The following is a 24,992-nucleotide window of genomic DNA, read 5'->3' as shown; positions in this document are numbered from 1 at the left end:
AATATTCCAACAACAAAAAATGCCTTAATCATTGATTAAGGCATTTTTTTATTTTATAAACTGAATGCTATTCTTCTTCAGAAGCTTCTTCACTTGCAACTTCTTCGTTAGAAAAATCGGTAATCTTATTTTCTGTTAGAATATTATACCATTGAATAACTTTCTTGATATCACTAACATAAACGCGATCTTCATCATAATTTGGTAATACTTCGAAAAAATATTCCTCTAGTTTTATTTTCTCTTCTTTATGACCAATAGATGTTTTACCACCATTTTCTTTCTCTTGTATTTTCTTGAATACATCTCTTAAAGGCACTTCTTCCTCAAGAGTATAAATAGCTATTTCAGACAATACACTTACGCTACTACGTAAGCTTACTGTTATTCTTTTTCCATCTAACAAAGACTCCGCTACAAAACCTGTTCTGGTTTGGGTAATTAATTTATACAAACCTGGTTTTCCCGCAACGGATAAAATTTTCTCTAACCCCATAAACTATTTTAAAATTTTAAGTGGACAAATATTACACTTTTCTATTAATAATAAAGGCATTTTAACGTCCTTTTTTCATTGCAGGAAATTTCATACGGTAGTCAGCGTTAATCTTTCCTTTAGATATATTAGTTAGTCTACCTTTCAACATTCTCTTCTTTAAAGCAGATAATTTATCGGTAAACAACACCCCTTCTATATGGTCATACTCGTGTTGAATAACACGGGCCAAAAGACCATCATATGTTTCTTCGTGCTCTATAAAATTCTCATCTAAATAAGAAATCTTTATAGTACTTTTTCTACTAACATCTTCACGTACATCTGGTATACTAAGACAACCTTCATTAAACGCCCATTCATCGCCAGTTTCTTCTTCAATAGTAGCATTGATAAAAACTTTTTTAAATCCGTCTAACTGTTTTTGTTCATCTTCAGTTAAATCCTCATCACCTGAAAAAGGTGTAGTATCCACTAAAAATATACGAATTGGCAGCCCTATTTGTGGAGCAGCAAGACCTACACCACTAGCATTATACATGGTTTCCCACATGTTAGCAATCAAATCATTCAGCTTTGGATAATCTTTATCGATATCATCCGCTACTTTCCTTAATACGGGGTCACCGTATGCAATAATGGGTAAAATCATTTATACTGTTTTTAAAAAATCTTGTAAAATAATAGTTGCACTGATTTCATCAATAAGTGCCTTGTTCTTTCTTTGTTTCTTCTTTAAACCGCTATCCAACATAGTCTGAAAAGCCATTTTAGATGTAAAACGTTCATCATGCCTTTTAATAGGAATTGTTGGGAACTTCTCTGCCAACTTTACTAAAAATGGTGCAATATGTACTTCAGATTCAGAAGCGGTATTATCCATTTGCTTGGGTTCACCTACTACTATCGTATCTACATTTTCACGAGGTATATAGTCAGATAAATAGGTGAATATTTCTGGAGTATTGACCGTAGTTAAACCAAATGCTATCATTTTCATATCATCGGTTACTGCAAGCCCAATACGCTTTTCTCCATAATCAATTGCAAGAATTTTTCCCAAACTTAATTTTTGGCAAAAATAAAGGATAATTTGTTATATGTGCTGTTGCGCTCGGGTAATTACTGTACTTCAACTTATATTTGAGGAAATTTTATGAAAATGACAGAATTAAGAGCACAAATAGAAAAAGCATGGGAAAATAGAGACCTTTTAAAAGAGTCTGCTACCCAAGATAGTATTAGAGAGGTGGTAAACCTTTTAGATTTAGGAAAGTTGAGATGTGCAGAACCAACAGCAGACGGATGGCAAATTAATGAATGGGTGAAGAAAGCGGTAGTTATGTATTTCCCTATTCAAAAAATGGAAACCTTAGAAGCTGGTATTTTTGAGTACCACGATAAAATGCCGTTGAAAAGAGGGTATAAAGAAAAAGGAATTCGGGTAGTACCAAATGCAGTTGCAAGACATGGTGCCTATATTTCTGCAGGTACTATATTAATGCCAAGTTATGTAAATATTGGTGCATATGTTGATGAAGGCACTATGGTAGATACTTGGGCAACAGTTGGTAGCTGTGCACAAATTGGTAAAAACGTACACTTAAGCGGTGGTGTTGGTATTGGTGGTGTTCTAGAGCCATTACAGGCTTCACCAGTTATAATAGAAGACGGTGCCTTTATTGGTTCTCGTTGTATAGTAGTTGAAGGTGTTAGAGTTGAAAAAGAAGCTGTATTAGGCGCTAACGTTGTTTTAACAATGAGCACAAAGATAATTGACGTTACAGGAGAAACCCCAGTAGAAACAAAAGGTGTTGTACCCGCACGTTCAGTTGTAATACCTGGTAGTTACACTAAAAAATTCCCAGCTGGTGAATTTCAAGTGCCGTGTGCATTGATAATCGGAAAAAGAAAAGAAAGCACAAACAAAAAGACATCATTGAACGATGCACTTAGAGAGTATGATGTTGCAGTTTAACAGTCATTCTAAATAAACACTTGTCTTTTCATTACGTTTCAAGCTATTAAACGTAATGAAAAGATTTTTTATATATTTTTAAAATACACGCAACCATTCTAAAATACCTACTCTTATAAACTGAAACATGCTGTAACATTGGATTTCAATTATGTAAGAAATTTACTTCTTAACACAATTTTTTAATTCTTTTTTTGTTATAACTTTGTTCGCTCCGATTAGAGCAAACCTATCAAATTGGATTGTATGATTACCAAGAAAGAACAACTTACCGCATTAGTAATTACGTACAACGAAATTGGCTACATTGAAAAGTGTATAGAGTCTGTTTCTTTTGCTGATGAAATTATTGTGGTTGATTCTTTTAGTACTGACGGAACCTATGAATATTTAAAAGGTAACCCTAAAGTAAAAGTCATTCAGAATCCGTTTGAGAATTTTACCGCTCAAAAATCTTTTGCCTTAAAACAAGCTAAAAACGATTGGGTTTTATTTTTAGATGCCGATGAAATTGTTTCTGACGCTTTACAAAATGAAATTACAGAAACAGTATCTAGTGATACTGAAATAGCGGCATTTTGGTTTTACCGCCAATTCATGTTTAAAAATGAAAAATTAAATTTCAGCGGATGGCAAACTGATAAAAATTACAGACTTTTTAGAAAAAGTAAAGCTGTATTTTCCGATTGCAAGATTGTTCATGAAACATTGGATGTTGATGGAACATCTGGTATTCTAAAAGAAAAATTGACGCATTACTGCTACAAGAACTATGAAGACTATAAAGGTAAAATGTTGAAATATGGCCGTTTAAAGGCTATTGAATCATTTTACAAAGAAAAGAAGTTCAGTTATTCAATGATGGTTGTTAAGACTGGCTGGAAGTTTTTTAACCACTACATCTTACGTCTTGGTATACTTGATGGCAAAAAAGGCTTTACCATTTGCTATTTAAATTCATTGGGCGTTTTAGAACGTTACAAGGAACTTAAAAGGTTGGAACAAAAAAATGAATTAGCTTATTATTTGGTTATGCCATAGTGCGTCCACACACTTTTTTCCTTTTTAGTAGCATTTCTTATTCCCACATTCTTTGCAATGGACTCTGGTGTCTTGTACCCTCTTTTATGATCTAGATGCACACAAACAGCACTATATCGCAACTGCTTAGACTTTAGTCCAAAATTGAATAAACGTTCTCCTAGCTCTCTATCTTGACCGCCATATTGCATGCGCTCATCAAACCCGTTTACATTTTCAATATCTTTTTTCCACCCAGAAGAGTTATGTCCGTTCCAACTTGCGTTGGTTGGGGTAATCCAATTTAATACTTTAGAAATTATACCACGTGCCGTTAACTTATTATTCTTAAAGGTTTGCGGTATTCCTTTTTCCTTTAACCATTGAATATTAAAACAACGTTGATTTTCTATATCATCTAGCGTAATCATTTTGGATATGTTCATTGGCAGCATGTAATATCCACCGGAAATAAAATAACCTGGCTCTTTGTTGATATAATGCACCTGAACAAAATCTTCACGAGGTATGCAATCACCATCCGTCATGATAATATAATCTGCCCTACAAGCAGAAACCGCCTTGTTCAATATCCTAGATTTTTGAAAACCATCATCTTCTTGCCAAACATGTACAATTGGGTAATGAACCTTTTCTGCCATCTCTGCAAGTAATTCTTTTGTAGGTGCCTTTGATCCATCATCAGCTATGACAACCTCAAAGTCCTTGAATATTTGCTGCTCAAAGCCCCAAAGTACCTTCTTCAACCACTCTTCGGCATTATATGTACTTACTACGATACTTATTTTAGGAATCTCCATGCTAGGTTTCAAATTACTGCAAAAATATAAAAGTGTTATCTATATATTTGTAAATAATTCAGCTAATAATATATGATCAAAAAAATAACTTATGGGCTTTTAAAGAAAATGAAATTCTTACCTGCTCCATTTTACATGAAAATATATTATGAATATTATTCTGGCAAGAAATTAGATTTAAATAACCCAAAAGATTTTAACCAAAAAATACAGTGGTTAAAAGTATACTACAGAGTCCCTATTCTACATCAACTTGTTGATAAATATGACGTTCGATCATATGTAAAAGAAAAAGTCGGAGAAAAGTATTTAAACGAATTGATTGCCGTTTATGATTATCCAAAAGAGATAAATTACGATGTGCTACCACCAAAATTTGTATTAAAAGCTACACATGGATACCACTTTAATATTCTCGTAGATGATAAATCTAAATTGAACAAAACCAAAGCCAGGCTTAAATTAGAAAAATGGCTGAGAAAGGATCAATATACAAGGGGAGGACTTGAATGGGCGTACAAGGATATTAAACCAAAATTTATAGTTGAAAAATACCTATCTGAAATAGGTAAAAAAGATATAAACGATTATAAGTTTTTTTGTTTTGATGGCGAACCCAAATTTCTACATGTTGATATAGACCGTGGTTCAAAACACTTAAGGTCATATTACGATATTAACTGGAACAAATTACCCATTACCCACGAAAGTATCGGGCCAATTGAAGGTGCTACCGAGAAACCTAAGAATTTTAATGAAATGGTAGAGGTCGCTAAAAAATTAGCAGGTACATTCCCTTTTGTTAGAGTAGACCTTTACAACTTAGATGGTATAATTATTTTTGGAGAAATGACCTTTTACCCTGCAGATGGCAGATTAGAATTCATTCCTGAGGAATACAATAAAATTATAGGAGACTATATTACCATTCCAAAAATTCCCGAAGGTCAGAAATTTATTACCACCCTTTAATATGAAAGTAATAAAAGAATTACCGCTATCTATATTACATAGTTTAAAGTACACAGTTTTACCTACAAACTTTTTCTCCAATGAAAGCAAGCCCACCGTCCCCGTTATAATCTCATTGACCTCAATTCCGCAAAGGTTTGGAACGCTAAATTTGGTAATTAAAAGTTTATTGAATCAAGATATATTACCTGAAAAAATAATACTGTGGCTGAACGAAGAGCACAAAAACATTATTCCTAATAAAGTAAAAAAACTAGAGTCTTCTATTTTTGAAATACGTTTTACCAAGCTTCAATGTTCTCATAAAAAATTGATTCATACATTAAAGGATTTTCCAGATTCACCGATCATTACTTGCGATGATGACTTAATGTACCGCAAAAACTGGTTGAATATCATATATAAAGAACATCGAAAAAACCCGACCAATATAATCGGTATCAAAACTTCTCACATAAATTTTGAAAATGGCAATTCTTCACCTTTTAAAAAATGGAGAAATCAATTTAAAACCTCTATCAATCAAAAGGCATTTGTTCCAATAGGTGCATGGGGTATACTCTACCCTGCAAAATCACTTCATAACGAGGTTTTCAATTTAGACAAAATGATGACCTTAGCCCCAAAAGCAGATGACCTATGGTTTAAAGCCATGGCAATATTGAACAATACTATTTCAATTCAAGCTACCGAAACACCTAAAGAGCCCATACCAATTATAGGCACACAAAAAGTAGCTTTAAAAAAAGATAATTTACAAAAAGATAAAAATACGGTTCAATGGCAAGCCATTGATAAGGAATACGGTATTAACAAAATTATTTTATCTAAATGACAGAAGAAATCAACAAATGCATAGAAATTTTAGAAAATGGCGGACTCATACTCTACCCTACCGATACGGTTTGGGGTATTGGTTGTGATGCTACCAATGAAAAAGCAGTTGAAAAAGTATATCAGTTAAAGCAACGTAACGATCGTAAGGCCTTAATATGTTTGGTTGCCAATGATGCCATGCTTGAAAAACATGTAGAGAAAGTATCTGACCTTGCTTTTGATATTATTGATCTATCTACAAAACCAACCACCATTATTTTTGACAAGCCCCGTGGAGTTGCCAAAAACTTAATAGCAGAAGATAATACTTTGGCAGTTAGGGTGGCATCAGATAAGTTTTGTAAATACATGATCGGCAAGTTTAAAAAGCCAATTGTATCTACTTCTGCCAACATTTCTGGTCAGAGTACTCCAAAATCTTTCCAAAATATAGATTCAGCCATTTTAAAAGGTGTAGACTATGTGGTAAATTTGCATCGTGAGAAACAGAATAGCTCCGCCTCATCAATTATTAGATTAGCTAATGACGGTACGGTGAAGATTATTCGAGATTAAGAACATGCAAGAGAGCTATACAGACGCTTTAAACAATCCAATTTTCAAAATTATTTCAGAAGCTGCAGAAGAACTTTCTGTAGATTGTTACGTTATTGGTGGTTTCGTCAGAGACTATTTCTTAAAACGTAACATACCAAAAGATATAGATGTGGTTGCAATTGGCAGCGGTATTAAACTTGCCGAAAAAGTTGCTTCTAAATTAGAAGGTAAACCACAAGTTTCCGTTTTTAAAAATTTTGGTACCGCCATGATCAAAAGTGATGGTATTGAACTTGAATTTGTTGGTGCACGTAAAGAAAGTTACAATAGAGATAGCCGCAAACCAATTGTTGAAGATGGCACTTTAGAAGATGATCAAAAAAGAAGGGATTTTACTATAAATGCCTTGGCGCTTTCTTTGAACAAATCCAACTACGGTAAACTCCTTGACCCTTTTGACGGTATTACAGATTTAGAGAACAAAATCATTAAAACTCCTCTAGAACCGGGCGTAACCTATTCAGATGATCCTTTACGTATGATGAGGGCTATCCGTTTTGCTACACAATTAGATTTTCAAATAGCACTACCCTCTTTACAGGCCATTACAGAAAATAAAGACCGTTTAAAAATTGTTTCTAATGAGCGAATATTAGACGAACTTCATAAAATAATGCTGTGCAAAAAGCCTTCTTTAGGTTTTTCATTACTACATAAAACAGAATTACTAGAGTTGATCTTACCAGAACTTACTGCCCTACAGGGCATAGAAGAAATTGAAGGGCAAAAACATAAAGATAACTTTTGGCATACATTAGAAGTAGTAGATAATATATCTGAAGCTACAGATGACCTTTGGTTACGTTGGGCGGCATTATTACATGACATAGGCAAAGCACCTACCAAAAGGTTCCATAAAAAAATTGGATGGACATTTCATGGGCATGAATTTGTAGGATCAAAAATGGTCTTTAAATTGTTTAAACGTTTACGTATGCCATTGAACGAAAAAATGAAATTCGTTCAAAAGATGGTATTGATGAGCTCAAGACCAATCATATTAGCAGAGGACTATGTGACCGATTCTGCTGTACGTAGGTTAGTTTTTGATGCAGGTGACAATGTAGAAGACTTAATGACTTTGTGTGAGGCAGACATCACTACAAAGAATCCAAAAAAACAACGTAGATACCATCAAAACTTCAAAGTTGTTCGTCAAAAGATCGAAGAAGTAGAGGCTCGTGACCACGTTAGAAACTTTCAACCACCTATTAGTGGAGAAGAAATAATGGAAACTTTTGCGCTAAAACCTTCCAAGGAAATAGGTATTATTAAGGAAGCGATCAAAGAAGCTATTTTAGAGGGAGAAATACCCAATGAATATAAAGCGGCTCAAGAATTTATGTATCTTAAGGGTGGTGAATTAGGTCTACAGCGTACAAAATAGAATGGATATTATTTATGGATATTACATTTAGAAAAATTGCCAAAATATCTTTGGTTTTAGTTTATTTAGTTATCGTTGCCGGTGCAGTAGTAAGAATGACAGGTAGCGGCATGGGTTGCCCAGATTGGCCCAAGTGTTTTGGGTACTATATACCGCCAACAGAAGTTACGGAAATTCAGTGGCAACCTAATCGTTTATTTGAAAAAGGCCAAGTAATTATTTATCGTGAAACATTACAGGTTTCTAAAGAAACATTTACAACAAAAGATTCTTTCAATATCGCTAATTGGGAGCTTTACACAAAACACGACTATGCAGAATTTAATCCATGGCATACGTGGATAGAATATATCAATAGGCTATGTGGTGCGTTGGCAGGACTGGCAACATTATTGCTCGCAATCATGTCGATTAAATTCTGGAAACGGAAAAAAAGGATACCCATCTTATCATGGTTGGTAGTAGTAGGCATGGTTTTTCAAGCTTGGTTAGGCGCAACAGTAGTTTATTCGGTTTTAGAACCGGCAAAGATTACGGTTCATATGCTCATGGCACTGGTAATCGTGGCAATGTTACTTTACATCATTTATTTGGCCAATAGTGAAAACAAGCGTATTAAATATGATAAACTAGTATTGAATATCAGCATTATAGCGCTGATTATGACTCTAGTACAAATTGCAATGGGAACACAGGTACGCCAATTTGTAGATGAACAAATAGACATTTACGGTTATGACGCAAAAGGGAATTGGTTACAAAATCCTGAACTTTTATTTTATATTCACAGATCATTTTCCATCATTGTGATTTTGGTCAATTTGTTCTTGGTTTACAGAATTACCAAGTTAAATTTAGGTCACCTAAAAATTTACTGGGTCTTGTTCTTACTACTAGTAGAGGTATTTACAGGTATAGCCATGAACTATTTAGATTTCCCTTTTGCTAGTCAGCCATTGCATCTTGTGTTGGCCTCTATTCTTTTTGGTGTTCAGTTCTACATACTTTTAGATGCATTAATGCCTAGAAAAGACTTGAAAACTTCGTAACTTTGCCCTCCCGCAAAAATTAAGGTATGATTTATAAAATTCGTGTAATTCTAGATGCTGAAGAAGACATTTTCAGAGATTTAGAAATTGAGTCTCACATTTCCTTGGAAGATTTTCATAATGCCATTACTCAGGCATTTGGCTTTTTAGGCAATGAAATGGCCTCTTTTTATACATGTGATGAAGAGTGGAAGCAAGACGAAGAGATTGCTCTTTTTGACATGAGCGAATCTGGCTCTGATGTTCGGTTAATGAACGAAACTTTTTTGGAGGATGTAATGACCGAGAATAACCCAAAACTGATCTACGTTTATGATTTTATGAACATGTGGACGTTTTTCGTTGAGCTTGCAGATATTCAAGAAAATGAAGACGGGCGAGCCTACCCCAATGTATTGTTCACTTTTGGTGAGCTACCAGAAACTCCGCCAGAAAAGAATTTTGAAGCAGAGAACAGCGCTTTTGATTTTGATGATACTTTCGACAATTATGACGATTTAGATTTCGATGAAAACTGGAACTAAATTTTAGACAATAATATATTTTATTTTACTAACCATTTAATTTAGAACATTTTATGATTAACCTATATGCTACCCAAATTGAAAGTATTTCTATACATAGAGTTGGTAATAAAAATAAAAATGAAGGAATTTTTCTTTCTGAAGAACCTTTTAGACTTAACGATGAAACTACCGGTTTACTAAAAGAATATTTTTTTAAACCTTTTAGGGAAAAAGAAGAGAACTATTACAAACTAGCAAATGAAGTTGACGTAGAGTTCAACGAACTGTTTAAAATTGTAAGTGAAGTTTTTGAAGACCCTTCTAAAGCTCATTTGAATTCTAAAAAAGTAGCTTCTTTATTGTTTGAGCAATCTAATCACCCACATATTAAAAGTGGAGAAGTTTATGTTGCATACCTATCTGGCTTACTTTTAGATAATAAAAAAGTAGATGCTATTGGGATATTCAAAAGCGAGTTAAAGCATGATTTTATTCAGTTCGAAGAAAAGAACAGCAATTTAGATATCGTTATTCAACAAGGTATCAACATCAATAAATTAGATAAAGGCTGTTTAATTTTCAATGTCGAAAAAGAAGAGGGTTTCAAAGTTCTTTCAGTAGATAGCAACAAATACGATACTAAATATTGGATAGAAAACTTTTTAGGTGTTGAACCTCTTTCAGATGACAACTTCAAAACAAAAAACTATTTGAAGTTTTGTCAAGACTTTGCAAAAGAGGTTGTTTTACCGGCAGAAGATAAACAACAAGAAGTTTTGTTCATGAACCGTGCGGTAAACCATTTCGCAAAGAACGATGCTTTTGAAGAGTCTACTTTTTTAAACGAAGTAATGGAAAACCCTGAATTAATACCTGAGTTTAAACATTACAAAACAGAAAAAGGTCCTAAGTTTAGTATTGAAGATGTTTCTACTTTTGATATTGCCAACAAAGCGGTATCTGATGCTCGCAAAAAAATAAAAAACGTCATTAATTTAGATACCAACATTCAGATAAAAATGGATTTCATTAACCCTGAATCTGCAGAAAAATTTGTGGAAAAAGGATGGGATGAAGAAAGACAAATGTATTACTACTTAGTCTACTTCAACAAAGAACAGAAGAGCTAATATTTACAGTATATTTTATATTAAAAAGGTCCATTTTTCACAAGTGAAAAATGGACCTTTTAATTACATAAATTAGTAGCTCTTAATTATGTGCCTTAATTCTGTGTTCAATAATTTGCCTAACACTTACATCTTCGTAATTTCTTCTAACAAAATTCAATGCTAAATCTAGCACCTCTCCCATAGTATTGCAGTTTTGGAAGTCCATATCCAAGGTAAGCTCCTCTATTTGTTCTCTAAGTATCGCAATATTATCTGGAGTAGAAATTTCATCTGTCTTGCAAATTGCACGCAGCTTTTTAATTCTATTACCAGAACTTAGTATTCTTTTAGCTACCATAGAACGCTCTTCTAATTTATACTGGTCAACAGAATCATGGGTTAGTTTTGTACGAACCAATTCTACCATTTGATAATTTTCTTTAAAAAACTGAGGTCTGTACACTTTCAGTTTCCCTTCAAAACACTGCTGATCAAAATCTATTGCACGTATTTTATACACTACGTGATCAAAATCATGCGTAGGTACGATTACATAGTTATACGAGCGCATATCGCCCAATAATCGAATCATGCAACGTTCATTGAATTTCACAAATTCTTTTGCCAATTGTGCTTTTTCTCGTGGCGTACATTTAGGCAAATTATGTTTTATAAATTCATCACCAGGTATACCTGCAATATGTTCTTCGATCAAGGTGTCTTTGTATACCAAAAAGTTAAGATTGTATGGCGAAAGCATATGCTCTAATTCAAGCCCATAAATACGAGATGCATCCGTCTTTTTAATGTAGAAATAGGTGAAATTGTCATTTAAGATATTTCTGACCTTAATTCTAAAAGGCTTAGAGTTTCCGAACGTACAGAAATCCACCGCATCAACATTTAAGTATTGGTGTATATTATCGCTTCCATCAGAATGTAAAATGGAATACACCTTCTTTAAACTATCATCTATTTCTTTCCTGTCAAATTCAGAATAGTACGCACGTACCCATAAGGTGTCTTCATCATTTTTATCATACACTACAACAGATCCAGAAAACCTAAGTAAATCATCATAAAATATAGGTATTTCTATCTTTCTACTATAGTGGTCTAAATAACCGTCTAAGGCCTCACTTACAGGGTAAGCAGGTTTTTTCTTTGACATTAATCTTTCTTCTGACATGCAACAAATTTACTTCCAAAATAAACAATTAAGCCCAATAAATTTCATCATGCATATAGAAATAACATGTTCAGCAACATAAATAGCATGTATACAACATTTTTTTAACCAAGTGAAAAAAGGTTGCTTTATTTGTTTTAGTACTACTTGAAACCAAACCAATGATTACTCAGATTAAATCAAAAATTAAATCCTTACTGTTTTTTCTAATTGCATTCTGTTCATTTTTTGGAACTGCACAATTAAGCGACCTTCATTATTTACCACCAATGAAGCAAGGTCAAAATAATGCAGGTATACAGAACCAGGCAATTCATTTTTCTACTCCAGAAACCACGCCTTTCAACATTTATGCCTATCAAGGTACGTCTAATACAATTGTAAGAACCATTACAATTGATAGACTTAACCCAGGCGTTTGGACTTTGGGTAATGGAGATAATAATATTACGCTTGTAAATAATGCAAATACAGGTACAGTACTTACTAATAGTGGTTTGCGTTTCATATCTGCAGGTGGAGAAAAATTCTATGTAAACTACAGAGGTAAATCAGGTTCGCAAGCTGCCTCGTTAACAGCAAAGGGTAGGCAAGCAATGGGTACAAACTTTAAATGGGGCGGTGTTCCTAATAAAGGTACGCATTCTTCAAAATCAAATACTTTGGGTATTATGGCGACAGAAGATAATACTACTATAGTATTATCTGGTTATGATCCCGGTTGTGAGTTTAGAGTAGGTAATGACAGAGCTGGTATTACCGCTAATTCACATACAATAACATTAAATGCCAATGAATCTTTTGTATATGAAACCTATATTGGAACTACTCATACACAAGCTCATGAGGATGGCTGGATCGGTGCTTCTATTGTAGCTACTAAAGATATAGTAATAAGTAATGGTTCTATCAACTTTGGTAGTGAAGACGGCCAAAGCCATAGAGATGCCGGTATTGACCAACCCGTACCTATTAATAAATTAGGTAAGGAATATGTATTTATTAGAGGTAATGGTAATACAAACGGACTTACAGAGTTTCCTTTGGTAATTGCCACTGCGGACAATACCCAAATATATGTAAATGGTAGTACCACAGCGATTGCTACTATTGACAACGGCGAGTTTTTCAAAATACCTAGCAGTTATTACTCTTCAAACACTGTTGGCGCCAATATGTTAATACAAACATCCAAAGATGTATACGCTTACCAATCTATGGCGGGATCTAGTAATTTATATACTCAAGGTCTAAACTTTGTAGCACCAGTAAACTGCTTACTTCCAGACGTAATGGACAACATACCAGATATTAGAAATATAGCTGGCACTACTGTAACTGGCGGATTAACAATTATTGCTTCAGTAAATACCACCGATGTTAATGTCAAGGTTTTTGAAGACGGGGTTGAAATTTCTAAACCTGCTTCTAATCCTGTTGCGGGTTCTACCGATTGGAAAACTTTTTACATTCCAAATTTAGATGGTGACATAAGTGTAACCTCTACCGGACCAATGGCTATTGGATTTTTTGGTTATAATGGAGCACAAGGTGTTGCTGGTTATTTTTCAGGTTTTGATACTGTGCCAGAAGTTGTTCTACAAATTAACGGAGGAACTGTAGGAGAGTGTTTTTCTGGATCAAGCATTTTCGAAGCATCAGATGATAATTTCGATGCTTACCAATGGTTTTTTGACGGAGAGGTTATACCTGGCGCAAATTCTTATGACTATGCAGCAACCATTGCAGGTGATTATTATGTAAGAGGAACCAAAGGGCCTTGTACATACGATTCACAAACCATTAAAATTTTCTATTGCGAACCAGATGTTCAAATTATAAAAACAGTTGACAAACCTGAAATAACCGAAGGTGAAACTGCCACATTTACCATTAGAGCAGAAAACTTATACTTTAATGATATCACCAATTTACAGGTTACTGATAATATTCCTGAAGGATTAACATTAGTACAGGCTAACACAATCACAGGATCATTCAATGGTAGTGTTTGGAATATTGGTACGTTGGCCCCAGGTGAAGTTGCGTTTTTAACCTTAGAAGTAACTGCAGATGAAATAGATATTTTGCCTTTACTCAATCTCGTTAATATAGCTACCAATACTCAAGACCAAACGGATGCCAATGTTACAAGAGATGAGCCCTCTGCGCGAATTATTGTACATAATGACTTTGACAATGACGGTGTCGTAGATAGTATTGATTTAGATGATGATAATGACGGTATATATGATTCTATTGAACAAATGTGTATCATATCTAATGATGTAAATTTCACTTCGCCATCAAGTACTGTACAAGGTGGTACCGCCGTTACAGAAATATTCTCTAATTTCTCTGGTTTTTGGAGTAGTTCTACTACTTCAACAAATCCAGTATTACCAAACTTATCACATGAATTATTGGCATTCACCTCTGGAGGAACAACTTTTACCACTGGGGTTGCAGATGATAATCTTTATGACGCTAACGGGAACGGTTTATCAGATGGTATAGACTCCGATAATGATGGAATTTCAGATATTTCAGCCACAGAATCTACCTGGATGGCCTTGCCCCCTTCAAATACTATTTATAATGAGGCAACCTTTGAGGCTAATTTAAATGATGGTAATAATGATAATTCGCTGGGATTGACCATTGTAAATGATCCAACAACAGATCCATTAAATCCGTTATTGACCCATGGCCAAAACGGACTAGACCTTGGTAGTGGTATTGTTAATATTGGTGACACATGGACTTATGAAATAGATCCTATCGTAGCGACCAACGTTGGCGATGGCATACCAGATATATTACTGACCCAAGTTGCAGACCCAAGTGGTGTCGGCCATGTTGTAAGTCTATATGATGCAACGGGAGCCCCTCTTGGAAATGCTGTACGTGTACAAGCTTATAGCGGTGGTGCACTTGCCAATGTTGTTGGTTCGTACAGATTAGATATTTACCATTCAAACGGAAGCATTTTCTATAATAATACCACAAGGGATTATCGCTTGGCCACAGTAGAATTATCAGAATTTGGTATTCCGGCTGCTAGTTTAGCTGACGTTTCTTATTTACGACTACAACTTAGTTCAAATGCCGATGTTGCTTTTCTATCTTACAATACAGCTTCATTTTCTGGATTTTGTGCAAATTTAGATACCGATATGGATGGTTATCCTGATCATTTAGACTTAGATAGTGATGATGATGGTTGTAGTGATGCCAACGAATTTTATAAAGATGATGCCGCTGACGGTGGTGATGGTGGTGAATATGGAACGGGAGTTCCTGCAGTTGACCCAACAGATGGCACCGTAAATGCAGCTTCTTATTCTCAGGTATTTGCGCCGGTAATTGTTTTAGGCAACACCTCTGAATTATTAGGTGGTACCGATATTAACGGAGAAAATGTAGATTTAGGTGATACATACAATTACGTATTAAGATTTCAAAATACGGGAGATGATCATGCAACCGGTTTTACGATTAAAAATGTATTACCAGACAATGTAACCCTAGATGATATAAATATTGATGATGCACCTGGAGTAACCAGTAGTTATGAAGAAAGTACTAGAACCATAACATTTACTATACCAGATACGTTAGTTGAAATTAATGACCCTGAGTATAAAATTAAAATAACGGTTTCCGTTGCCGGCGACTGTTCAGAATTTGTAGCGGCTTGTGCTTCTCAATTAGAAAATCATGCGTATGCAAATTATTCAGGCACTTTAAATACCAACACTTTTTCTGATGAAGACGGTAGTAACCCTGCAGGCGCTTGTACCACTACCCTAGAGGTTGCAGCCAATAATGTATCTGATGCATTGGCAAATTGTAATGTAGCACGTACGGTAGAGCTTTGTGGTGCTAGTGGAACTCTTTCCGCTGGTTTAGGTTTTGACACCTACACATGGGCAATTGACACCAATAATAATGGATTAATAGATTCTGGTGATACTATTTTAAACGATGGTACATCAAATACACTGACAGTAACAACAATAGGAAACTATATTGTTGAGAAAACATCTACTTCTGGCTGTGCCAACCATACAGAACTAATTACTGTTGAGCGTTATGGTGAAACACAGACCAATCCTATCATTAGTTATTTAAATCAAGTAAATAGCGACAGTAATCCTGATAATGATATTCAAGGTGAAACCGTAACTTGCTCTAATGATAACAGTTCAATGCCACATATTTTCCTTTGTGGTGATACCGATAGTGCATTTATTCAATTAGGTATAACCGATGCTTTGAGCATTACTTGGGAAAAACTCGATGAAACCAGTTGTGACAACGCAACTTGTGGCGATGTGAGTGATAATTGTGCGAATACAGCTAGTGGATGGACATGGAACGAGGAAACGGATACCGATAATTTTACAGTTACCGAAAGCGGTAAATATAGAGTTGTTATAGGTTATGAAGGCGGATGTTTCAGTAGATTCTATTTCAACGCATACCAAAATACGTTAGACATACCTGAACCAGATTCTTCTGACATTATTTGTGATACCGAAGGTTCAATAAGAGTAATAGATTTAGGTAGTGGTTATGGTTACCAGTTATTCGATGTAGAAAATAATAATATAGCAGTACCATTCAGCGCTGCTCAAGGTCCTAATTTTGCTATTGCAACTAGCGGTACTTACAAAGTACAGATTACACAACTAAACCCTTCAACAGGCGAGCCTATTGAAAATAGTTGTGTATTCGAAACCGAAGAAATAGGTATTGCAGAAAGAATTTTTGAGACAACAATAGCTTCAACTCCATTTGATTGTACTGATGCAGGAACAATTTCTATACAGGCATTGAACGTTTCACCAGAATATAGCTATGAGCTTTACTTCGATAATGGTAGCGGTGGTAAAGGAGACTTGGTAGCTAATAATTTACTTTCTTCTGACAACACGTATACATTTCCAGGGCTTTCAGCAGATGATTATGTTATTGTAACGACTACTATAGATGGTTGTAGTGACGAAAAAACTATAACCGTAGACGAAATTCCTGAACTGAGGTTAACAGCAACGAACCAAGATAATATTACTTGTACTTCCGGTGTTATTAATTTAACGGCTACTGGTGGTACAACAGGTTATGAATACGCTATCTACAGTAAAGATGGTGTTGCTCCATACGCTGATGAAACAACCATTCCAGATTCAGATTTCACCTCTAACCCTTCATTTTTATTCGGATATGAAGGTACTCCTTCAACCTATGTACCTAATGAAGATGGAGAATATGTATTTGTAATTAGAGATGATAATGGCTGTTACGGATTATCGAATATCGTACAAATGGAAGATTTGGGTACTATTACAATAAGTGCATCAAATACGGATATTATATGTGCAGATTCAGCTACTTCTGTATTAACCATTACCGCATCTGGTGGTAATGCACCATACCAATATAGTCTTGATGATGGTGTAACGTACCAAACGGAAAACTTCTTTAATAACCTAGCTGCCGGTATATATACTATTACGGTTATGGATACCAATAGCAATCTTGGTAATGCTTGTACAGAGACTTTAGAGTATGAAGTTACCCAACCATTTATGTTAACGGCATCTCCTTCAATTATAGAAGATGCGTCATGTGATACATCTGGTGCGGCTACACCAACCGCTTTAGTGAAGATTTTAAATGGTAGTGGCGGTCAAGCTCCGTATGAATATAGTTTTGACGGTGGTGGTACGTTCTCTTTAGTTGATGAACAACGTTTAACACCAGGCACGTATCAATTAGCTATAAAAGATGCTTTAGGTTGCGAAACACCTTTAGAAATCACGGTTCCTACAGCCGCTATAGACCCTACTTTTACTAATGATATTACTTATGAGTGCGATGGTGACGGCGTAGTAACCGTTACCCCTTCTAACACTACAGATTTTACCTATACCTATAAATTAAACGGTACGGATAACACACCATTGGATAGTAATATTTTCAATGATGTGGCATCGGGCAGTCAAACAATAACAGTTGGCTACACCAGTTCTATTGCTGCTGAGCAAAGTACATTGTTCCTTGAAGATTTTGGAGCCGGTGTTACTACGCAGATAGCAGAAATTGGCGCAGGGTATTGCTACGAGCCTCAAGATGGTACAGAAACGGACTGTAATTTAGGACCTGCAGGAATTCTTGTAAATGCTGAATATGCCGTCACGAATAGAATAACCAACCCAAATGCTTCTTGGAGAAGTCCTAATGACCATACAGGTGTAACCGATGGTAGATTTATGGCAATTGGTGTAAGTACCTCAGCCGGAGACAATAATATTTTATGGTCAAGAACGGGGTTAGAAGCTTTACCAAATCAAGAAATAACGATATCATTCTACGCTTACAACATATTAATTGACAATGCTTCGGGTAACGACCCAGAGATATTGGTAGAATTAGTTGACGGTTCAGGCACTGTAATCAGTAGTCAGGCAACAGCAGCTATTCCTCAAAACAATAATGCAGACGACTGGCACCTAAGAACGGTTACTTTTAACCCAGGTGCAAATACGGCAGTTGGTGTTGTATTACGTACCAACCTTAATAGTGACAATGGTAACTTCTTGGTATTAGATGATATTCAAGCTTCACAGACTCCTGAGCTATGTGAGCAAACAGAAGATATTACAGTTATTGTAGAAACAGGAAAAACTTTTGAAGTAGCTATTTTAAGTAGCACTGACCCAACTTGTAATGGAAGTGACAATGGTAGTATCCGTTTTGAAGTTTCTAATTTTGATCCTATCTCAGGTTATCAATATTCAATTGATAATGGAGCAACTTGGGTTACGGAAACAACATCTCCGATTACTACACCAACAACTCTTGCCGATGGCACGTATAGTGTTATGGTCGAAAAAATAGACGATAATACATGTACGGCAACCTCAGCGACTTCGGTTACGTTGACATCACCAAATGCATTAACTGCAAATCTTGAACAAAAAGCAGAATTCACATGTTTTAATACAGGTGCTACTTTGCAAGCATCTGGAGATGAAGGCACACCTGGTTATGAGTATCAATTAGAATTAACGGATAATACTGTTATACGAACTTTTAGTTCAACGGCACAATTTTTAAATGTACCTGCAGGCGATTATCATGTTAGAGTAAGAGATCAAAATAATTGTGAAGTAATCTCAACAACAACTGTAACTGTGGTTCAGCCAGATACAATTGCTTTTGACTTAACCGCAACGCAATGTTATGACGGTCAAAATAATGGTACTGTTACAGCAACAGTAACCGATGGTAATGGTAATTACTCTTTTAGAATTAACGGTGGAGCTTGGCAAACGCCTTCAACAATTTCAGACGTAGCATATACATTCAGTAATTTATCTGAAGGTACATATGATGTTGAGGTCAATGATGAGTTTGGTTGTGCTTCAGCGATACAATCAATAACAATAGCTCCGACTATTACATTAAGCGTAGTACCTGTAAATGCAAGTTTATGTGGCGATGGTAGTTTAACAGCAACTGCATCAGGTGGTGACAATAATTTCATGTATGCCTTTGTTCCTACTGGAAATACAGTAACTGATGCTGATTTCTCAATGTCAAACACTACAGCAGTTGCTTTAGCAGATGTTGGAGATTATGATATTTACGTAAGAGACAAAGCTAATGGTACCGATGCTTGCCAAACTATGGTAACCGAAACTATTGCTGCCAACCCAGTATTGGATATATCAGCAGTGGCAACAGACCCAGATTGTCATGATGGCACGGGTAATATTGCTGTTACTATCAATGACGGACTCTCTCCTTACGATTACAGATTGGTTGATATTACTAACGGTACACCAGATCAAATACAATATAATGTTGTAGGAACTACTAAAACATACTATAATCTGGCACCAGGTGATTACGATGTAATTATTACCGATGAAGGCGGATGTTCAGAAACGGAAACGGTAACTATTACGGCACCAATTGAATTAACTGCAGACGCAGAAGGAAGAACACCAATTGCATGTACAGGAGACCCTAATGACTTCGGGTTTGACATTCTTAATTACCCAGCTACTTTAGGCACATTAGAATTTAGTGATGACGGTGGTACAACTTGGCAAACATCTGATCAATTTAGAGGATACACGTCTGGTCAAGAAGTTGAGCCATCTATAAGAACGGTGGATGGTAGTGGTAATACTATCTGTAAGACAGATTTACCACGATTAATCATTCCTTTTCCTTTAGACGACCTAGACATAACTATACTACCAATTATTGTAAACTGTAATGAACTACAAGTAAGTGTACGTGGTCAAAATGGTACTGCACCTTATCAGTATACTTATTCGGAAGACCCTGCCGATTTCAATATAGTTACACCAGTAAATGGATGGACAACGCCTTATGCTGCAGGTACTACACATACCTTCAATAATCTAGTACCTGGCAGAACTTATGCGTTCTATGTACGAGATGCTGTCGGTTGTGTCAGACAGAGTAGTGTTAACGTAAATGATATCATCACGAACCCAATGGTGATTACATCAGTTATTACTCCTGCTTGTGAAGGCTCAAGTAATGGATCAATAGAGTATACTATTACAGATTCAGATGGTTCCATAGAACCAGATATGGAATGGTTCTTATATGATATAGACGGCAATGTTATTAGAGATAGTGGCGGCATTGTTAGCTATTCTAGTACGATAAATGTGACAAGCTTACCAGAAGATGAATATTATATTGAGGTACAACAATATAATGGTGGAGCTCCACAATGTATAAGTGCAAGTGAAAATGAGGTTCTGGAAATGTTGGATGAGATTACAGGAGACACACAATCTATTCAAGATATTTCATGTGAGAGCCCAGGTTTAATTTTGGTTGATAACCTACAAGGTGGTGGTGGCACTTATTTTTATACTATTACGGGACCTGCTCCTTTTGCTACTATTACGGCAACCGGTGATAACCCAATAGAAATAGCTGCAAATTCACCTGCGGGAACATATACTGTTACTGTAGAAGATCAATATGGCTGTACTTATCCGCTTGATGATGTTATTATGAACTTTACAACACTACCAACTATTGTTGATGTAATAATTGCTAATTGTAATACCAATGCATCGGTTACTATTAATGCCACTGGTACAGGTACAATTCTTTATTCTATAGATGGTGGTAGTTCATATCAAAACAATAGCGGTGCTTATAATACAATACCTGCCGGCAATTATGATGTGTACATTAAAGATGAAACTGGTTGTACAGACACAGTTAATATAGATGTTCACCCTACCCTACAGGCATCAGCTAGTTTAGATAAACAATTAGGTTGTGGTGCCGGTTTTGAGGCTGAAATAGCTATTGAAGGTATTTCTGGTTCAGGTAATTATGAGTTTAAAATATTAAATAGTGATGGTACAGAAAAAGTAGCTCGTCAAGCACTAACAACACCAAGTAGTACGTTGCATAATGTACTGATAGATGTTGCAGGTACGTACACCGTAAATGTTTATGATGCCGATACAACAACACCAGAATGTTTTAGAAGTTTTACTGTTGTTGTGCCAAATGCTATTCAACCAGATTTCACCCCTACTCCTAACCCTGTTAGCTGTAATGGTGCAGATGACGGTAGTATAGAATTAGTACAAGTAAATAATGGAAACAATCCGTTGACGTATGATTTAAACCCAGTTCCTGCAATTGTAGGTTGGAACGCAGCTTCTCATTGGGATGCAGCTACACAATCATTTATTGGTTTGCCTGGTGGTTCGTATGATGTAACCGCAAGAGGTCCGAATAACTGTCCGACAGTAAAAACTGTGGTTGTAGATGAAAATATAGCTGTAGCATTTACAGCTCCCGTTCCTGACCAATTTGGTTGTGCTACCGGTAATGATGGTAACAATGCCACAATTACCATAGATGATTCAACATTTGTTGGTGGTAGCGGAACTTATAATCGTTTTGAATTCATTGATGATGCAACTTCTACCGTGCTTCAAAACAGTAGTAGTTTAACGTATACGCATACCGATACAGCTGGTGGTGATATTATAGTACGTGTATATGATGACGAAGGTTGTTCTGCAGAACATGTTGTTACCATAGACCCTTATGATACATTTGGTACTGCTTCAATTACGGTTGACAGATATCTAGATTGTATAAATAGTGGTGAGAACATTACCGTGAATGCGACTAGCGCATATACCAGTACCACGACAAATCTTGCTAACTACGAGTTTAGAATTTTACCATCTGCAACATACCAAACAGGTAATAATGTATTTACCAACTTGGCTATTGGCACATATACTATTGGTATTAGAAATGTAACTACAGGTTGTGAAATAACACGAACTCATATCGTAGAAGACCCTAATACTTTTAGTATTGAGGTAAATAAACTTTCAGATGTGGTTTGTTTTGGAACAGATGGCGCTATTGAAGTAACATTTACCGATACTACCTATACAGGCGATTTCAACTGGGAAGTTTTAAATGCCGACGGAACAGCTACTACACGTACAGATGATGCCGATACTTTTGCAGGAACAGGTACAACAGCTTCTATTCCGGTAGCTGCGGGTAGTTATATTCTAAGAGCTTCACAAGTTGGAACTCCTGAATGTATTCAAGAAAGAGCATTTACGATTACATCACCTAGTGCTGCCATAACATTAGCATCCATAGCAACCACAGATGTAGGTTGTAGTAATGACATGGGTACTGCAAATATTACACCCAATGGTGGTGAAGGACCTTTCAACATTGTATTATCCCATGTTAGTTCAACATTAACTTACACGGCTAATCAAGTATACAGTAATTTATTTACCGGTTTAAGTGACGGTCAATATACAGTTGAGGTAACCGACAATTTAGGTTGTACTGAAACCTTTACTAATGCATTTACCCTGACTCCGCCAGAACCAATTGTGGCAAATATTCAATCTGTTGTAGGCTTAGAATGTGAAGGTGATACAGATGGAATAATTACAGCTGGGTTTACACCTAGATCAGTAGCTACAAATTACAGATACATTCTAAAAACGTATGATGGTGATGGACCCGGAGCTAATCTACTACAAACATCTAGTTCTCAGACTACAGCAACATTCATGAACTTAAGGTCTGGCTATTACAGTATTACAATTTTAGATGATTTAAATTGTTCAGACGAAACTGCTATTGTAGAAATTGTAGAGCCTGTTGAAGTTAGAGGTCAATTGGTTACCGCGCAAAGAGCAACATGTTTAAATGATGCTGAACTATTATTAACCGCATCTGGTGGTACGGGACCTTATATGTGGAATACTGATGGTACTTCTACATTCAATGCAATGAACGAAATTAACGGGTCAAACACCCACTTGTTTACAGGTGTTCTACCAGATACCTATCAGTACTATATTCAAGATAGTTTTGGTTGTATTTCGGTATTAAGTAATAGTGTAACTATCAATCCGATCATTCCTTTAACTATTACGTTAGATAATGATAACCCTACTATTAGTTGTTACGGTGACAACAGCGGAGTTATTAATGCGGAAGCGCAAGGCGGATTAGGTAATTATCAATATGCATTATTTTCTGATGCAGGTTTTACCAATGAGGTTCGTCCAAATCAAGCAAATGGTTTGTTTACAGATCTTTTGGCAGGACCTTATTATGTACGAGTTCAAAGTGATGATTGTGAAGAAACATCTCAATTGATTACGATTACAGAGCCAGATGAATTAATTATCGACACTGCTAATACCACTATTAATGACGTAACATGTAACGGACAAGAAGATGGTAGCATTACGGTTAATATGCTTGGTGGATCGGGTATATACCAATATTCAATTTCACCGAATTTAGATCGCTTTAGTGATGACAATATATTCGATGATTTGGCACCTGGTGACTATGTTATAATAGCACAAGATTCTAACGGTTGTTTTGAACTAATAGAAGCTACTATTGAGGAACCGGATGTTCTAGAAATAACAACAGAAAGTACGCCAGAAATTTGTGTAGGTGAAGAAGATGGTACAATTGACTTGACCATAATTGGTGGTACTGCACCATACAGTACTCGTTTAGAAAGCGAAACCGACTTTGTTCAAGATAGATTGAGCTTTACCAATTTGGCAGCCGGAGATTATATCATCTTTATTGAGGATGCACAAGGTTGTGATGAAACAATTATTGTGACTATAGATCCAGGTGTTGACCTTAGTGCAATTGTTGAACCGGTATATGGTTGTAATGGCAATTTCCCTAGTAATTATGTAAATATTGTTCTTAACGACCCAAGCATAGAAAACGATGTCTTATTTGGTTTGGATACCGTTGATCCTTTAGAGATGCAATTGACTCCAATGTTCAGAGAGTTGACTCCTGGTAATCATTATATAAGTATTTCACATGCGAATGGATGTTTAACTACGTATGATGTTGAAATACTGGCGTTTGAACCACTTGAAATAACTGTTGAAGAAAGTAATATCAATCAGATTACGGCTACAGTTACAGGAGGTAGAGAAAATTACACGTTCTACCTAGGTGACAGGGATATGGGCTCTGAAAATGTATTCTACATTACCGAAACGAATACGTATGACGTTACCGTAGTTGATGAAAACGGATGTGAATCTACCGCAAGTATATTCATAGAGTTTATCGATATCGAAATCCCTAATTTCTTTACACCAAATGGTGATGGGCAAAATGATCTTTGGATGCCGAAAAATATAGAAATATATCCAGAAATCTTCATATCGATCTATGACAGATATGGAAGAGCCGTTTATACATTTAAAGACAATGAAGATGGTTGGGACGGATTCTATCAAGAAAACGAGCTACCAACTGGAGATTATTGGTATATAATTAAATTAAATGGTGAATCTGATACTAGAGAGATGGTGGGTAACTTCACCCTTTACAGATAATGCACAATTATACATAGGCAGCTACACCAAACTGCCTATGTATTATTTATAAAAAATAACCTCCCT

15 protein-coding genes are annotated in these 24,992 nt (G+C 35.7%); 10 read left to right on the top strand and 5 right to left on the bottom strand.

Going from position 1 to position 24,992, the window contains the following annotated elements:
- Positions 1–67 precede the first annotated feature (67 nt).
- The 3 genes from P177_RS06050 to ruvX form a co-directional block, all read right to left on the bottom strand.
- Positions 68–496 carry a DUF5606 family protein gene (locus P177_RS06050; RefSeq protein WP_036152949.1) on the bottom strand — a complete coding sequence of 143 codons (429 nt, stop codon included), beginning with the start codon at positions 494–496 and terminating at the stop codon, positions 68–70.
- 61 nt (positions 497–557) lie between these two features.
- Entirely contained in the window at positions 558–1,148 is a 591-nt protein-coding gene (def, locus tag P177_RS06045) for a peptide deformylase (RefSeq protein ID WP_036152947.1), read from the bottom strand.
- Positions 1,149–1,559, bottom strand: coding sequence for a Holliday junction resolvase RuvX (gene ruvX, locus P177_RS06040; RefSeq protein WP_036152945.1), 411 nt, complete (start codon positions 1,557–1,559; stop codon positions 1,149–1,151).
- 99 nt (positions 1,560–1,658) lie between these two features.
- Between ruvX and P177_RS06035 the strand changes: the two genes are divergently transcribed.
- Positions 1,659–2,474 (top strand): 2,3,4,5-tetrahydropyridine-2,6-dicarboxylate N-succinyltransferase, encoded by an 816-nt coding sequence (locus tag P177_RS06035; RefSeq protein WP_036152943.1) that lies wholly within the window; start codon positions 1,659–1,661, stop codon positions 2,472–2,474.
- Positions 2,475–2,720: 246 nt separating this feature from the next.
- Positions 2,721–3,515, top strand: coding sequence for a glycosyltransferase family 2 protein (locus P177_RS06030; protein ID WP_036152940.1), 795 nt, complete (start codon positions 2,721–2,723; stop codon positions 3,513–3,515).
- Here P177_RS06030 and P177_RS06025 read toward each other — a convergent pair.
- The gene (locus tag P177_RS06025; RefSeq protein ID WP_036152938.1) at positions 3,497–4,315 is read right to left on the bottom strand and encodes a glycosyltransferase family 2 protein; all 819 of its coding nucleotides are present in this window, start codon (positions 4,313–4,315) and stop codon (positions 3,497–3,499) included. The genes P177_RS06030 and P177_RS06025 overlap by 19 nt on opposite strands.
- 72 nt (positions 4,316–4,387) lie before the next feature.
- Between P177_RS06025 and P177_RS06020 the strand changes: the two genes are divergently transcribed.
- From P177_RS06020 to P177_RS05990, 7 genes are read left to right on the top strand one after another with little or no spacing between them, the layout of a single operon-like run.
- A complete protein-coding gene (locus P177_RS06020; protein ID WP_036152936.1) occupies positions 4,388–5,287 on the top strand; it encodes an ATP-grasp fold amidoligase family protein in 900 nt (299 codons plus the stop codon).
- Between the two features lies 1 nt (position 5,288).
- Positions 5,289–6,122 carry a hypothetical protein gene (locus P177_RS06015; RefSeq protein ID WP_036152933.1) on the top strand — a complete coding sequence of 278 codons (834 nt, stop codon included), beginning with the start codon at positions 5,289–5,291 and terminating at the stop codon, positions 6,120–6,122.
- Positions 6,119–6,679: an L-threonylcarbamoyladenylate synthase gene (locus P177_RS06010; RefSeq protein WP_036152931.1), complete on the top strand. Its 561-nt coding sequence runs from the start codon at positions 6,119–6,121 to the stop codon at positions 6,677–6,679. Before P177_RS06015 ends, P177_RS06010 begins: the two co-directional genes overlap by 4 nt.
- Before the next feature lie 4 nt (positions 6,680–6,683).
- On the top strand, positions 6,684–8,108 hold the full coding sequence (locus P177_RS06005; RefSeq protein WP_036152929.1) for a CCA tRNA nucleotidyltransferase: 1,425 nt from the start codon (positions 6,684–6,686) through the stop codon (positions 8,106–8,108).
- 14 nt (positions 8,109–8,122) lie between these two features.
- The gene (locus P177_RS06000; RefSeq protein ID WP_036152927.1) at positions 8,123–9,157 is read left to right on the top strand and encodes a COX15/CtaA family protein; all 1,035 of its coding nucleotides are present in this window, start codon (positions 8,123–8,125) and stop codon (positions 9,155–9,157) included.
- 26 nt (positions 9,158–9,183) lie between these two features.
- A complete protein-coding gene (locus P177_RS05995; protein WP_036152925.1) occupies positions 9,184–9,681 on the top strand; it encodes an IS1096 element passenger TnpR family protein in 498 nt (165 codons plus the stop codon).
- A 53-nt stretch (positions 9,682–9,734) separates the two neighbouring features.
- Entirely contained in the window at positions 9,735–10,793 is a 1,059-nt protein-coding gene (locus tag P177_RS05990) for a nucleoid-associated protein (RefSeq protein WP_036152923.1), read from the top strand.
- Positions 10,794–10,875: 82 nt separating this feature from the next.
- Here the strand turns inward: P177_RS05990 and P177_RS05985 are convergent, their stop codons facing one another.
- Complete coding sequence (locus P177_RS05985; protein ID WP_036152921.1) at positions 10,876–11,964, bottom strand: hypothetical protein; 1,089 nt, start codon at positions 11,962–11,964, stop codon at positions 10,876–10,878.
- Positions 11,965–12,125: 161 nt separating this feature from the next.
- Between P177_RS05985 and P177_RS05980 the strand changes: the two genes are divergently transcribed.
- On the top strand, positions 12,126–24,926 hold the full coding sequence (locus P177_RS05980) for a T9SS type B sorting domain-containing protein (protein ID WP_084684638.1): 12,801 nt from the start codon (positions 12,126–12,128) through the stop codon (positions 24,924–24,926).
- The last annotated feature ends 66 nt before the right edge of the window (positions 24,927–24,992 follow it).

This window comes from Maribacter forsetii DSM 18668, from assembly GCF_000744105.1.
Lineage (GTDB): Bacteria > Bacteroidota > Bacteroidia > Flavobacteriales > Flavobacteriaceae > Maribacter > Maribacter forsetii.
The sequence above is the reverse complement of the archived record's forward strand: the minus strand, read 5'-3'. Positions and strand labels throughout refer to the sequence as shown.